The 14,120-nt window shown below is 36.5% G+C and carries 12 protein-coding genes; all 12 read right to left on the bottom strand.

Annotation, left to right across the window (positions count from 1 at the left end; genetic code table 11):
• Positions 1–42 precede the first annotated feature (42 nt).
• Positions 43–1,215 carry a proline dehydrogenase family protein gene (locus BUA76_RS00135; RefSeq protein WP_072882428.1) on the bottom strand — a complete coding sequence of 391 codons (1,173 nt, stop codon included), beginning with the start codon at positions 1,213–1,215 and terminating at the stop codon, positions 43–45.
• Between the two features lie 63 nt (positions 1,216–1,278).
• The gene (locus BUA76_RS00130; RefSeq protein ID WP_083573119.1) at positions 1,279–2,208 is read right to left on the bottom strand and encodes a UbiA family prenyltransferase; all 930 of its coding nucleotides are present in this window, start codon (positions 2,206–2,208) and stop codon (positions 1,279–1,281) included.
• A gap of 10 nt (positions 2,209–2,218) precedes the next feature.
• Entirely contained in the window at positions 2,219–3,145 is a 927-nt protein-coding gene (locus tag BUA76_RS00125) for a mevalonate kinase family protein (protein ID WP_072882424.1), read from the bottom strand.
• A 188-nt stretch (positions 3,146–3,333) separates the two neighbouring features.
• The gene (locus BUA76_RS00120; protein ID WP_228408430.1) at positions 3,334–5,508 is read right to left on the bottom strand and encodes a T9SS type A sorting domain-containing protein; all 2,175 of its coding nucleotides are present in this window, start codon (positions 5,506–5,508) and stop codon (positions 3,334–3,336) included.
• Between the two features lie 153 nt (positions 5,509–5,661).
• Positions 5,662–7,197, bottom strand: a complete 1,536-nt coding sequence (locus BUA76_RS00115; RefSeq protein ID WP_072882422.1) for an MFS transporter — start codon at positions 7,195–7,197, stop codon at positions 5,662–5,664.
• 491 nt (positions 7,198–7,688) lie between these two features.
• Positions 7,689–8,870, bottom strand: coding sequence for an acetyl-CoA C-acyltransferase (locus BUA76_RS00110; protein ID WP_072882419.1), 1,182 nt, complete (start codon positions 8,868–8,870; stop codon positions 7,689–7,691).
• A gap of 102 nt (positions 8,871–8,972) precedes the next feature.
• Positions 8,973–9,353 (bottom strand): hypothetical protein, encoded by a 381-nt coding sequence (locus BUA76_RS00105; protein ID WP_072882417.1) that lies wholly within the window; start codon positions 9,351–9,353, stop codon positions 8,973–8,975.
• A gap of 148 nt (positions 9,354–9,501) precedes the next feature.
• Entirely contained in the window at positions 9,502–10,596 is a 1,095-nt protein-coding gene (locus tag BUA76_RS00100) for a hypothetical protein (RefSeq protein ID WP_072882415.1), read from the bottom strand.
• Positions 10,597–10,673: 77 nt separating this feature from the next.
• The gene (locus BUA76_RS00095) at positions 10,674–11,384 is read right to left on the bottom strand and encodes a hypothetical protein (RefSeq protein WP_072882413.1); all 711 of its coding nucleotides are present in this window, start codon (positions 11,382–11,384) and stop codon (positions 10,674–10,676) included.
• Positions 11,362–11,907, bottom strand: coding sequence for an RNA polymerase sigma factor (locus BUA76_RS00090; RefSeq protein ID WP_072882411.1), 546 nt, complete (start codon positions 11,905–11,907; stop codon positions 11,362–11,364). Before BUA76_RS00090 ends, BUA76_RS00095 begins: the two co-directional genes overlap by 23 nt.
• Before the next feature lie 115 nt (positions 11,908–12,022).
• The gene (locus BUA76_RS00085) at positions 12,023–13,405 is read right to left on the bottom strand and encodes a nucleoside permease (RefSeq protein WP_072882409.1); all 1,383 of its coding nucleotides are present in this window, start codon (positions 13,403–13,405) and stop codon (positions 12,023–12,025) included.
• An 18-nt stretch (positions 13,406–13,423) separates the two neighbouring features.
• Complete coding sequence (locus BUA76_RS00080; RefSeq protein ID WP_072882407.1) at positions 13,424–14,023, bottom strand: bifunctional nuclease family protein; 600 nt, start codon at positions 14,021–14,023, stop codon at positions 13,424–13,426.
• Between the last annotated feature and the right edge of the window lie 97 nt (positions 14,024–14,120).

Here is a 14,120-nt window from a genome sequence, read left to right as displayed (position 1 = left end):
GCCTTACAAATTGTAAGACTTCTTATTTATTTTTAATGAAAATTACCTCCCGGCTTTTCTTCTTTCCAGTTCTTTTTTAATAAGGCCGAGTTCCCTTCCGGTTTGCCCTGCAACAGAAGTATTCTCCTGGGCTCGTCTTGTAAGATATGGAACAACGTCTTTTACCGGTCCGTATGGAAGATATTTTGCAACATTATAGCCTTTATCTGAAAGATAAAATGTAATATTATCACTCATTCCATAAAGCTGTCCGAAATGCACATGCTCATTTCCGTTTTCAAGATTTTTAGCCTTCATTTTGTCCATTACCAGCTCAGAAGAAATTTCATTATGGGTTCCGAAAAACGCCGAAACTTTATCAAGATGATTCATCACAAAATCAATACCTGCATTATAATTTTTGTCTGATGCCTCTTTTGTTGGCTGAATCGGATCCGGATAACCTCTTTCTGCAGCTCTTGCCCTTTCTTTTTCCATGTAAGCGCCACGAACAATCTTATAACCGATAAAATATCCCTTTTCCTTTGCTCTCTGTACATGCTCCTCCATATATTCAAGCCTTCCGGTACGGTACATCTGAATGGTATTCCACACAATAGGTTTTTCCTGATTGTATTTTTCCATCATGTCTTCACAGAGCTTATCTGCAGCATCCTGCATCCAGGTTTCTTCTGCATCCACCATTACTTTTTTGTCATTTTCGTGACACAATTTGCATACTTCATCAAATCTTTTCACTACCCTTTCCCATTCTTCTTTCTGGCTTGAAGTAAGCTCATTATTTTTTCCGACGGATTCATATAAATCAATTCTTCCAAAAGCGGTAGGTTTAAAGACAATAAAAGGAATTGCCGGGTTTCCCACAGAAAATCTTACGATGTCTTTAATCTCTTTGCAAACGGCATCAAAAGTTTCTTCATCTTCTTTGCCCTCAATGGAATAATCAAAAATACTGCCCACCCCTCTTTTAAAAAGCTGTTTTACCACTTTCATACTTTCTTCACGGGTTTCACCGCCGCAAAATTGTTCAAATAAAGTATTTTTGACGATTCCGGTAACGAGAGGGAAATTGTTATGAACGGTAAAATTAAGAAGAGAAGTTCCTACTTTTGTGAGTGAAGGCTGCTCAATCATCTTAAACATCCAATACGCTTTTCTTAACTGTGAATCAGATTTATCCGCAAATGCGATTTTAGTATCGTTGAAAATGGGCATTACTTATTAGATTTATAGTTCTGCAAAGGTAAGGATAAGGAAAGGTTTTTTAAAGAAATTTTTCTACAATTTACCTTCCAGTCCGCTAAGAAGCATGGCTATAATTCCCGCAAAAACCCAGAATCTTAAAATATTAATAATGAAAAACTTATTGCGCCTTGTATTATTGATAATGAGATAGATACATATAATGAAAACGAAAAGTCCTGCTGCAAAATAATAAGCCATAAATCCTGCAATGCCAGTTCTGGTAATTAATTTCATGGAAACAGCCATCGTGATAATCAGCAAAGAAATAATAATCCTGTTTACACTCTTAGACTCAAAATAATTAGGGATCGTAATATACCCGAAGGTCTCATCTACTCTTTTTGTCAGTGTATCTTTCACAATGTCAATACATAACAAAATAAGGAAAAGAAATACAGCCATTAAAAGAACTTTCTTTGAAAAAGTCTGATAATAAACCATCATGCCGAAAAAAGGATACAGCGTAAGACTTACAAAAGTCAGGTTATTGAGAATTAAAATCCGGCTCAGCTTATGGCTGTAAAACCACATGAAAAACTGATAAATAATGAAAAAAATAAATACATTATGAGAGATCATCCATGCAACACCAAGAGAAATCAAACTTAAAATAAGATAAGCATACAAAAAATATTTCTGCTTGATAAAACTCTGAATTCTTGTCCTGAAAGGCTTTACAAGATGATCCTTTTCAAAATCGTAAAACTGGTTGATAATTCCTCCTGCCAGAATTGTTAAAACGGTACAGAAAATAATTCCGTGCACTTTAAAATCAAAGACAAATTTCCTGAAGCTTTCATCCTGATTAAAAAGAAAAAAAGTAGAAACATAAAGGGCTAAAGTAAGGAGTGCAGCAACAAAAAAGCGAGCTCCCAAAAGAAAGCCCACAAATTGTGAAAATCTGTAAATCAAAGATTTTTTAGTATAATTTTTCTCCTGGAAATTTTCTTTTTCAGAATTCATTTCCAAGTCTTTAGAATCTGTAAATGACTTCTTTATTGAAGCCTTCAAGCATTTTTTCCGCTTTGTCGTAATCTTTGGTGAAACCTAAAATATAGCCGCCGCCACCGCTTCCGCAGAGTTTTAAATAATAAGCATTAGAATCAAGGCCTTTTTTCCATACGTTAAACAAACTTTCCGGGATCATTGGCCTGAAATGCTCATATGCCCAATGAGAAAGCTTTTTTAGATTTCGGAAGAAAGGATTCATATCTTTCTTAAGGAAAGCATCGATACAAGCATTGTTGTAGCGAATAAATTCTTCTTTAAGCGTTTTTCTGAAACCTTCGGTTTTCATTTTTTCGAAGAAAATCTGAACCATTGGCCCGGTTTCGCCAGTCATTCCGGAATCGATCAGAAAGATAGCGCCTTTTCCTGCTTCGCTTGCAGGAATTGCCACTTTATCAACACTTTCCTTACTTTCTATCAGGATAGGAAGATTCATATAGCAAATCAATGGGTCAATTCCCGAACTTTTACCATGAAAATAGCTTTCCATTAATCCAAAAACATATCGAAGATTTTTCAATTCATCTTTAGATATATTTTCAGGATTATGTTTGGAGATTGAATAGCGTTCAAATATGGCGGCAACCAGTGCGCCTGAACTGCCTACTCCGTATCCCTGAGGAATATTGCTGTCAAAAAATAATCCTGATGAAATTTCTTTCTTAAATGTTGATACATTAAGCTCAAAAGTTTCAGGAAGTTTCAGATCTTCAAGATAATCGGCGTATTTCTTTAGGTGTTCATTAGACTTTTTTTCAAATTCGGAATCTAATGATGAGAACTTGAGGGTACCTTTATAAAAGCTATAAGGCAATGTCAAACCTTGGGAATCTTCAATGATTCCGTATTCTCCGAACAAAAGAATTTTTGCGTAAAATAATGGGTTTGTCATTTAATTAAATAAATTTTTTTGCAAATGTAAAATTATTCTTCTGAATACAAGCAAAAGTTGAGCCGAATTCTGACTATTTTTTACATCTGTCATTAAAATAATTTTTAAAATTTCGAAAAAACGGCTTTCTTTTATTAAAGTTAATAAAAAAGCCTGAAATAATCAGGCTTTCATTATAAAATAATTAATTATTGTTTTATTAATTTTTTGGTTACTTTTTGTTTTTCCGTTTCTACTGTTACCACATAATTTCCTGTTTGCATGGTCGAGATATTAACGTCTAATCTGCTTCCTTTTAATGAGGATTCAGACTTTATCAACCTTCCTGCTTCGTCGTAAATTTTGAATGATTTCAAAGTTTCTTTAGAAGATATGGTTATACTATTTTTTGCGGGATTAGGATAAATGCTTACGATATTGTCTTTCGTATTAATATCTTCAACAGCTAAGACAGAACATGAGAAATTTGCTTTCCAGCCGATATCGTTTATTGCTTCATCTGACACAAATCTAACGGTAATAGCTCCGGAAGGATGTGTAGAAGCAAATGTTCCGGGTAAGGTTGTTCCTGTTAAAGCATTTCCATTGGCAAATAACGGAGAGCTTGTAGAAGGTCCGTTATAGATATATATAAAATCATAATCTTCTTCCAGACCGAATTCCGTAAATGTCATTGATAATGCTCCGGAAGACGGGTAAAAAGTTTTTACGATGGTCTGGTTGTCTCCATAATTTCCCGCTGTTCCTCCGGTATCTGTGAAAACAGCAGCATTACACCAGTTTCCATCGGTCATAAAAAGCTGAGTTCTCTGGTATGCTGCAGAACAGTCTGTTCCTACGGATAACAAATAATACGTTGCAGGTTGAAGATTTGAAAAATTTAAAGACTGGGTGGAACTATTGCCGCTGGCAATGGGTGTTCCGTCAAATTTCGTCAGTTTGTATTTCCATGAAATTGATGTAGCATCATTAAAAGTGGCACTGGCAGAAGTCTGAGTGATATTTGAAACGGACAACCCCGAAATTGTAATGCTGCAAACTGTTATACAGTTCGTACCCAGACACGCCTTTGAATCTACCGTATTTCTGATCAACGCGGCAGGCTGAGGACCAAAACCATTGGCAAAATTAATTCCCACTCCTGAAACCAAATGGCAGTAGCTCATAATTGTTCCTTTCACACTTGGTGCAGGAATCGGACCAGTAGGACATGTTCCTTCAGGATATCCGGCTACTGTTCCGCACCCGTCGATTGCCGTGGAATTTCCGTTCCATGCGCAAGCATGGGTGTGGGGAGAACCTAAACTATGTCCCATTTCATGGGTCATTGCTTCTATTGTCCACGAATAGACAGGAACGTTGCTGTAAGTCTGGGATGCTCCCGAATAAGCGTGTCTGCTTGTTGTACAAAGTGAATTTACATATGCCACACTTGTAGTAGAAGGCTGATTTACCAAATGCGCGAGATCACCGTTAAAAGATTGCCTGTTTGCCCTGAAACTTGCGAGGTTGGCGCTCGGAGTACCGGTATAGGGGTCTGCTGAAGTCCAGACAAAAACCTCATTCAGTGCAATTTTTATATCGTCGTTGTTATAAAGTGTAGCAATATTGTTGTGAATGGCAGTAAGCCAGTTTGTTGTAGTGGTAACACTAGAACCGTTGTTTACAAAAGGTGTATAACATATTTCATAATATATCCTTACGCAGTTTTGCGTCATTACCTTCCCTGCATTTTTTTGTACATTCGGGTCAAATGATATTTTCTGATTCTGATTCTCTGCCAATTCATCTACGCCGCATACGAATGGATTGATTCCTGTAAGCTTTGAATCTGAATAACTTACAAAGTCTGAAGAATTTTTTGCTTTCCCCACAACAATATTTCCCAGTTCAGGAGTAGAGGCAACCCCCACAATATCAGCATCAAAAAAACTGAATGCAACCACCGACTGGTTATCTCCCTTTACAATTCCCTGGTAATACACTCCCGGAGTATAATCTACTATTTCTCCTTTGCTGGTAGTAACTTTGAAGTCTTTAGTGAATATTTCATTTTTATAAAGCTCCATGGTGATTTGTTTTCCGTCAAAGGGAAAAGATACTTCCAGGAATTCCGGTTTGTCATGAACCAGCTTTTTAAGTTGTCTGCCATCTATATTCAGGACAGAAATATCTGTAGCTGCCCTTTTATATTCAGTAAGTTTTTCTGAATTATTATTAAGGGTAAACAGATCATATTTTTCAAAAGTTTTTTTCTGACTGTGGTATTCAGAAACTTTCGCTGCAACAGGGCGAAGACTCTGAGAAAACCCCAATACCGCACATTGCAAAATGCAGATCGCTAGTAGCTTTTTTATCATCATTCTAATAGATTTAAATAATTTGCAAATAAACGAAAAAAAACGCATAATTAATGTTAATATGACATGTATTATATAATAATCACTCTAATTAACATAATTGATGTATTAAAAAAGACACTCTCTTGTAAGTGTCTTTCTATATTTTTATTTGTATTAATCGTTTTTAGGAGGATTGAGTTTCAAAAATCTTATGAGAATTAATCCTACAAAGAAAAAGATTGCCATTGAAAAGGCTGCAAACCTCATCCCGGAGGCAGATGGAAGCATCACATCAATTTTAGCAAAGATAGACCGTAAAGCATCATACTTATCAATAAATAATGCAAAAACAAAAGTTCCTACAATAATGGCAATTTTTTCCAGTACATCATAAAAGCTGAAAAATGTGGTATTCTCCATTGAGTTTTCCGGTAAAAGCTTTGAATAAGTGGATCTTGACATGGCCTGAAGCCCTCCCATTACAAGTCCGACAACCCCTGCAACACCATAGAACTGGTATTCAACCGTAGGATTTTCCTTATTAAGAAAGTATGCCCAGATACAGGCCACAATCCACAAAACCACGGCAATTGATATTACATTTTTATTGCCGATTTTTCTTGATAATCTTGAGAATATAACTGCTCCTATAATGGCTTCAATCTGAATAATGAGAAGTGTTCCTATAAGTTTATCCTGAGGAAGGTTGATCTCACTTTTTCCAAACAGGGTCGCCATCAGGAAGATCGTCTGCATCCCTACACTGTAGAAAAAGAAACTGGACAGGAAAAACTTAAGGTTTCTGTGTTTAAACAACTCCTTTCCTACTTTAAATAGTTCATTAAAACTTTCCTTCCCAATATCCTTATAGAAGCATAGATTATCTTTCAGCACTTCAAAAAAACCGCCCTGCTCTTCGTGTTTTTTAAAGATGTTTTTATAATTTAATAATACAAGATCTTTCGGGAGCTTTTCTTTAACGTCACCAAACTGAGGCAAGTGTTTAAAGGTGTATTGTGAGAAACCAAACCACCACGCTCCTGTCAGCAGGAAGCTTACTCTTGTGAACAAAAGCTGTTTTGCAGGATCTCCTTTTGCCACCACCTGTATTAATAATAAACAGATGATAACCAGCACCACAGAACCTATATAGCCATAAACATATCCTTTTGCGGAAAGTGCATCCTGTTTATCTCTTGTAGCGATATCCGGAAGGAACGAATTATAAAATACAAGACTGCCCCAAAATCCGACACTTGCCGTAATGCTGAACAGAAGTCCGAGGAAGACATTGTGCATCCCGGTAAACATGGCTAATCCCATACAAGAGGTTGCTCCAAGATAACAGAAAAACTGCAGAAAGGATTTTTTATTCCCGATCGTATCTGCCAATGAAGAAAGAAACGGAGACAGCAATACCACGATAAAGAAAGAAATCGTTAAGGAATATCCGTACACGGCGTCCGGCTGGTATTCTTTACCGAAAATGGTAATCATGTGTCTTACCGGAACATCAATCCAGGACTTTGTTTCTTCCACATATTCCTTTTTCTCGTACGCTGTGGTAAGAATGGAATAGTAAATGGGGAAAATGGTAGAGGTAATAACCAGAGAGTATACTGAATTGGCCCAGTCGTACACCGCCCAGGCTTTCATAATCTTCGGGTTATTCTTTATGTTTTGAGTTTCGTGGTTCTCAATTTCAGACATTTCAAATAATATTAGTTGCACAAAAATAGGAAAACGATCGAATATTTGCAGGTTTTTATTTTGATTGGTAGAAATTTTATTATTGTGTTAAAACTAAATTCTCTCATACCCTTTTACTGTCACTGTGAAAAGTATTTTTATCGCTAGGATAAACAAAGAATGTTTTATTGTTTTGAATGTTTTTAAAGATAAACAATGCCACTACGTTTAGTGAATTAATACAAAGTATGGTATCCTTGAATATTGTCAAAGATTGAATAACTGTCAAAACCTAGCCCTGATCGAACGGCATGTTTGAGCTCTTTTCTATTTTGTGTGGGGTTGCGGCGGCTTCGCCGCCGCAACCCCACACAAAATAGAAAAAGCGAGTAGTGAGAGCGGGAATAAGCTCCTAAAAAATGATAAAAAAACAGTCTCACAAAATCGAAAAATTACATCAAAAAATCCGGAAGTTTTTGCTTCCGGATTCTGAATTGTATCAATAAAAATAATTATTGTAGATTTTCGATAACGATTGCAGAAGCACCCCCACCACCGTTACAGATGGCAGCAGCACCGTATTTTCCGTTATTCTGCTTTAAAACGTTGATTAACGTAACAATAATTCTTGATCCTGAGCTTCCAAGCGGGTGACCAATAGCCACTGCACCACCGTTTACATTCACTTTAGCAGCATCCAGCCCTAAGATTTTATTGTTTGCCAAACCTACTACAGAGAAAGCCTCATTAAATTCGAAGAAATCGATATCTGTAAGCTCCAATCCTGCTTTTTTAAGAGCGATCGGTAACGCTTTTGAAGGAGCCGTAGTGAAATCTTCCGGAGCCTGAGCCGCATCTGCGTAAGAAATGATTTTTGCCAATGGCTTGAGTCCCAGTTCTTCCATTTTCTCTTTAGAAACGAGGATCAAAGCAGAAGCCCCGTCATTTAAAGTAGAAGCGTTTGCTGCTGTTACCGTTCCTTCCTCTTTTTTGAACACAGTAGGAAGCGTTGGAATCCTGTCGAAGTTTACGGTTTTGTATTCTTCATCTTCAGTAAAAACTACAGGTTCTCCTTTTCTCTGAGGAATTTCCACAGGAACAACCTCATCTGCAAATTTTCCTTCGCTCCATGCTTTTGCTGCTCTTTTATAAGATTCAATGGCAAAATTATCCTGTTCTTCTCTTGAAATGCTGTAATCTGCTGCACATTTTTCTGCACAAACTCCCATGTGAACTTTATTATACACGTCGGTAAGCCCGTCCAGAACCATTCCGTCCTGCATTTTAACGTCCCCTAATTTGGTGGCGTTTCTGGCGTTATAATAATGTGGTACTGAAGACATGTTTTCCATACCTCCGGCTACGATTACATCTGCATCGCCCGCTTTTATCGCCTGTGCTGCCATGGTTACGGCCTTCATCCCTGAAGCACAAACTTTATTAACCGTAGTAGAAGGAGTTTCATTTGAAAGACCGGCTCCCAAAGCAACCTGACGTGCAGGTGCCTGTCCTTCTCCAGCCTGCAATACATTTCCCATATAGATTTCCTGAACCAGTTTCGGGTCAAGATTAATTTTATCTAATGCGCCTTTTACGGCAACAGCTCCAAGCTTTGTAGCCGGAACAGCTGATAAACTTCCGAGAAAGCTTCCCATTGGGGTTCTTACTGCGGAAACAATGAATACTTCTTTCATTTTTATAATTCTATTTTTATTCTAAATATACTTTACAATTTTACATTTTTAAAATTTATGCCTGTGTTTGTATGAATCATTATTATCATAAGAATCAATCATTTATTTTTTGCCGGATGCAAAAATGATTATAAAAGCTCCTAAAAATTCAACGATCCATCCCCATTTCAGTTTTACAATACCGGCGAGCTTATCCTGCCAAGATTTAAAGGGCATAAAGCTGAAATACTGCGACGCCTGAAATTTAACCGCAAAAAGGGTAAATAAAAATAACAGAACCAAAAGTATGGCAAAAATTCTTGCTGTTTTGGTACTGTTGTTGACAATACCGAACAGCGTTCCAGCGGCAAGAACCCAACATGCAATGGCCAGAAAATGGTCGAGCTTCCAGTAGTTCCAGTTACCGATCACGGGAACGTGCACCAACGGCAGAAAACTTCCCGCCACTACCAATATTAGCCCTAATAACTGAATATTTTTCATAAATCTTAAAGTGCCAAAATACAAAAAAAAACACACTTACAATAAGTGTGTATTAAAAGTAAATTTTATCTAACTATCATTCATGAATGATAATACAATTAATAAAAATTTAACTATTATGTAATATAAAATCAAAATCATTATATAATTAAAAATTTATATTCATTACTTCTATACCAATCTGAAGTCCGTATTTGTGGGTGAGGGTTGTATTATTGTTAAATGCAGGTGTAAAATCTTTCTGAACAAAGATGTTGAATCCTCCATATCCTATTCCTAATTTCGCTCCGAAAATCAGATCATTAACCCCGTGATTGATCGTTTCTCTTTCTACAATTCTTTTGCTGTACTCATTGGAGTAACGGTTATAAATATTGCTGGCAACCCTTACTCCACCATATACTCCGGCAACGACAGTGAACTGATTGGCTTTGTTGTCCAGATATTGGGTCCCATTATACTCCACATATTTAGGGTTAAGTACAAACTTTAACTCTACAGGAACAAAAATATAGTGGTTGTTGATATGCGTATCTTTAAGATTACCTTTTGTGAAATCTTTGATATCTAAGATTTTACTTTCCTGGGTAAAAGTTCTTCCGTACTTAGCTTTCGACTGATCCCAGCGGTAACCCAGTCCGATACGATAAAAAAACGGACTTTTGTAGTCACCGAGCTGATTTTCGTAGCGTACGAGATATATTCCGGAATTGAAAACCGTATTTTTAAATTCTGAGCTGTTATTCAAAAAAGCAAAAGGCTTGTCTTTCGTGGTATAGCTTGTTCCGACAATGGCAACGGAATATTCCCATGATTTCAGATAATCGGCAGGTGTTATTTTATCTTCGGACATTCTTATTTTTATTCCTCCAAGTCCCATCATTATTTGATTTTTATCTTTTCTCAGCGAATCAATGGGTCTTAAAACGGCTTCTTTTACCATTTCGCGGGTTGCCTCTTCAAATTCCGTTTTTCGGGCGTCTATTTTTTCATTGATGGATTGTTCATATTTTGAAGCAATATCAGCTTTGAGCTTCTGTTTTTCATCTGCCCCGATTTTATTTTTTTTAAAGTCTTTATCCACCTCATCCAGTTCCTTGTTCATTTTTATTTTCTCAGAAACCACAATGCTGTCGATTGTTCTGGAATATAGTGTTAAGGAATTCTGTTCGGACTGATTTTCCTGTGAAAATACATAAGAAAACGCCATCAAAGCAGCCATTAAAGCAATTTTTGTTTTCATATAATTGATTATTTTTAAGCATTATTTTAGCGCTGGACATTTTCTGACCAGTATCTATTTATAAAAAGATGATTATTTTATTTTGGATCTACGTAAACGGTTACTCCGAGAACGGTTACATTTTCCACTTTAGGTTTGGGCTTTTCAAAATTAAAAATCCCAAGTTTGATATCATTTTTCTGAGAAGTTTCTCTTGCCTTATCAAATTCTCTTCCCAGTAAAAGTTCGTTTGAATTGATATAAGTTGGCTTACCCGATTTTTCCTGCGCAATTACCGGTATATGGTTTTCTATTTTGGCAGATGTAATATCTGTTTTTATGTCTTGTTCCGCAGCTAAATGTTCTAGTCTGACCTCTGTAGTTAAGGTTTTAAACTTTTTCTCTGTTGTTGTTTTATCTAAAGATGAGTCCGATTTCTTTTTCTGATATCGGGTAATCTTAACTTTGTTTGCTTTACTATTAATTATTGTCTCAGATTTATCAGAACTTACTTGGTTTTGCAATTCCGGATTGATAGGATTTACCGTTTTTTCCAAACCTTTCTTTACAATATAATCCGTCTCCTTATAGTTAAAACTCTTTTTTTCGGTGTTAAAATAAAAAACAATACCTACGGAAACGAAAAGCAACAATACCGCCGCATATTTCCACCATTGAAGGGATTCTTTAAAAACTCCTTCCGGCTTATTCCCTAGTTTATCGTCCAATCTGCTCCAAAGATCGGAAGAAGGTTTTATTTCAAGATCTTCGTAGTGGGATTTTAATTTATTTAGCATATTGTTTTTCATCCTTTTTCTGTTTTAAAAAATCGGTAATCCATTTTTTGGATTTGCTGAGCTGACTTTTGCTTGTGCCTTCAGAAATATTAAGAATTTCCGCTATTTCATAATGTTTTTTTTCTTCAAAAACATAAAGGTTAAAAATAATCCTGTAGCCATCCGGCATTTTAGAGAAAATTTCATCGAGATTGATATCCTGTACTTCTTCGTTCCATTCATCGTCCTGATACTCGATTTCACTAATCTCCACGTCCGAGTACAATATATTTTTTCTTTTCCTGATAAAATTGATGGAATTATTAACTACTATTTTTCTCAGCCAGAATGGAAAACTTTTCCACTCCTTACATTCTTCAATCTTTGAAAAGCAGACAAAAAAAGAATTCATTACAATGTCTTCTGCATCATGGATATTGCTGACATATGAATTTGCAATGGCGAGCATTTTTGCTGAAAACATTTCGTAGAGGGCCTTCTGGCCTTTCCGGTCATGTTTTTTTGCCTGTTGGAAATTCTTTTCTAAATGCTTCATGTATCTGTTTCTATCTATAAGACGGAACCTGTCTAGAATAGTTGCCTGAAAAATAAAAAAAATTGCACTTTTTTACAAAGTGCAATCTAATATATTCATTGTCAATACTATAACTTTAATGTTTTATTTTTGAAATTTCCTGCGGGTTATGTTTATGTTTAAATAACACCGCAAATAAAACAGCAAGGATTAGTGCATATGCTGCAAATGAAAGCCAGATATTGTGCCAGTCTTTCACCATTACCACTGATGAAAGTGTTCCGTCCGGGTTTACTGCTGAATTAAAACTTTTCTTTAAAATTTCAAGAAATGTAGGGTTGTCCGGAGAAGTCTCAAGATAAGTTGATAATGAAGATGCCGTGGTAAATTTGTGGGTAAAGAATTTATCGATTGCCCATCCTGCAGCATAGCTTCCGAAAACGGCTCCAAAACCATTGGTCATCATCATAAACAATCCCTGAGCAGAGGAACGGATTTTTTTATCTGTGGTTGTTTCCACGAAAAGTGACCCGGAGATATTGAAAAAGTCGAATGCCATTCCGTATACAATACAGGAGAGTATGATTAAGCTTAGCCCAAATCCTTCAGGAACACCATATGCAAAGAATGCAAACCTTAATACCCAGGCGATCATAGACATAAGCATTACCTTTTTAATTCCGAATTTTTTTAAGAAAAACGGAATTGCTAAAATAAACAATGTTTCAGACACCTGAGATATCGACATAATAATGGTTGAACGTTTTACAACGAAAGAATCCGCATATTTTGGAAAATGTTCAAATTCGCTTAAGAAAACATCACCATAAGCATTGGTAAGCTGTAGTGCCGCTCCCAATAACATCGAAAATAAAAAGAACAATGCCGTCTTATAATCTTTAAATAATTTAAAAGCGTTCAGTCCCAACTGTTCTGTTACCGGCGCATCTTTATCAATTAATTTCTGAGGTGGACATTTCGGAAGCGTTAACGCATAAATTCCAAGAAATACCGCAACTCCGCCTGCAATGTAAAATTGTCCTTCCGTAGCTTTACTTCCGGTAAGATTGGTAATCCACATGGCCACGATAAAACCTATCGTTCCCCAAACACGGATTGGTGGAAAATCTTTCACCACATCCAGATCACTGTTTTTAAGAACCGTATAGGAAATAGAATTGGCTAATGCAATTGTAGGCATGTAAAAACACATGGCTAAAAGCATGACGTAGAAAAACGAATCAGGGTCTGCTGAATGCGGTAAAAAGAAAAGAACAATTCCATAAAGAATATGCAAAGCTGCAAATATCCGTTCTGCATTCACCCACCGGTCCGCAATAATACCGGTGATGGTAGGCATAAATATGGAAGCAATTCCCATAGTCCCGAAAACGGCTCCAAATTGTGCTCCATCCCAGTGTTTTGTCCCAAACCAGAAATTGGCCATTGTAATAAGCCAGGCTCCCCAAACGAAGAACTGAAGAAAACTAAGAATGGTAAGTCGTAATTTTAAATTCATCTTTTATATAAATAGCTCTTAATCGATTTTCTTTTTCCTTCTTTTAATTTCTTCCTGAATTTCCAGCGCGGTATCGTAATCTTCTTCTTTCACAGCTTCATCCAGCAATTTTTGCAGTTCCTCCATGGAAACTGACCTCAGGCTATCTTCCGTATTCACTGTTTCCGAGAAGGTCTCTTCTTCTTTGGACACATCTTCCAGTTCCAGAAGAATCCCTGCTTCATTGAGAACCTGCTGTGTGGTAAATATAGGCGCATCAAATCTTACGGCCATTGCCACGGCATCAGAAGTTCTTGCGTCAAGAATAAGCTCTTCTTCCGTTGTTTTATTTTTAAAATTAATATTAGAGAAGAAAACGCCGTCCACAATCTGATAAATGATAACGGAAACGAGTTCGTAATTGGCAGAAACTATAAATTTTGTAAATAAATCGTGTGTAAGAGGGCGAGGCGGATGTATGTCTTTCTCAAGACCCAGAGAAATGGATTGTGCCTCGAAATTTCCTATAACAACAGGTAATTTTATATGTGTTTCTTCATGTTCCAATAATAATGCGTACGCCCCTGATTGGGTCTGGCTGTACGATATTCCGCGAATAATTAGCTGCTTATAATCCATAAGTACAAATATAGATTAATTTTTGAAAGTTTTTTTTACTTTTTAGACAAAAATAAAAGCCCGAAAGGGGCTTTTATAAGTGAATAGTGAATAACTT

This window comes from Chryseobacterium takakiae (assembly GCF_900129385.1).
Lineage (GTDB): Bacteria > Bacteroidota > Bacteroidia > Flavobacteriales > Weeksellaceae > Chryseobacterium > Chryseobacterium takakiae.
Note: the sequence above shows the minus strand (reverse complement) of the source record. Positions and strands in the feature narration are given on the sequence as shown.

What these genes read in the sequence shown, in the direction of transcription:
- BUA76_RS00100 (WP_072882415.1), bottom strand. Translation starts at nt 10,596, where the DNA reads ATGAAAACAAAAATTGCTTTAATGGCTGCTTTGATGGCGTTTTCTTAT.
- BUA76_RS00110 (WP_072882419.1), bottom strand. Translation starts at nt 8,870, where the DNA reads ATGAAAGAAGTATTCATTGTTTCCGCAGTAAGAACCCCAATGGGAAGC.
- BUA76_RS00120 (WP_228408430.1), bottom strand. Translation starts at nt 5,508, where the DNA reads ATGATGATAAAAAAGCTACTAGCGATCTGCATTTTGCAATGTGCGGTA.
- BUA76_RS00090 (WP_072882411.1), bottom strand. Translation starts at nt 11,907, where the DNA reads ATGAAGCATTTAGAAAAGAATTTCCAACAGGCAAAAAAACATGACCGG.
- BUA76_RS00115 (WP_072882422.1), bottom strand. Translation starts at nt 7,197, where the DNA reads ATGTCTGAAATTGAGAACCACGAAACTCAAAACATAAAGAATAACCCG.
- BUA76_RS00085 (WP_072882409.1), bottom strand. Translation starts at nt 13,405, where the DNA reads ATGAATTTAAAATTACGACTTACCATTCTTAGTTTTCTTCAGTTCTTC.
- BUA76_RS00130 (WP_083573119.1), bottom strand. Translation starts at nt 2,208, where the DNA reads ATGAATTCTGAAAAAGAAAATTTCCAGGAGAAAAATTATACTAAAAAA.
- BUA76_RS00095 (WP_072882413.1), bottom strand. Translation starts at nt 11,384, where the DNA reads ATGAAAAACAATATGCTAAATAAATTAAAATCCCACTACGAAGATCTT.
- BUA76_RS00135 (WP_072882428.1), bottom strand. Translation starts at nt 1,215, where the DNA reads ATGCCCATTTTCAACGATACTAAAATCGCATTTGCGGATAAATCTGAT.
- BUA76_RS00125 (WP_072882424.1), bottom strand. Translation starts at nt 3,145, where the DNA reads ATGACAAACCCATTATTTTACGCAAAAATTCTTTTGTTCGGAGAATAC.
- BUA76_RS00080 (WP_072882407.1), bottom strand. Translation starts at nt 14,023, where the DNA reads ATGGATTATAAGCAGCTAATTATTCGCGGAATATCGTACAGCCAGACC.
- BUA76_RS00105 (WP_072882417.1), bottom strand. Translation starts at nt 9,353, where the DNA reads ATGAAAAATATTCAGTTATTAGGGCTAATATTGGTAGTGGCGGGAAGT.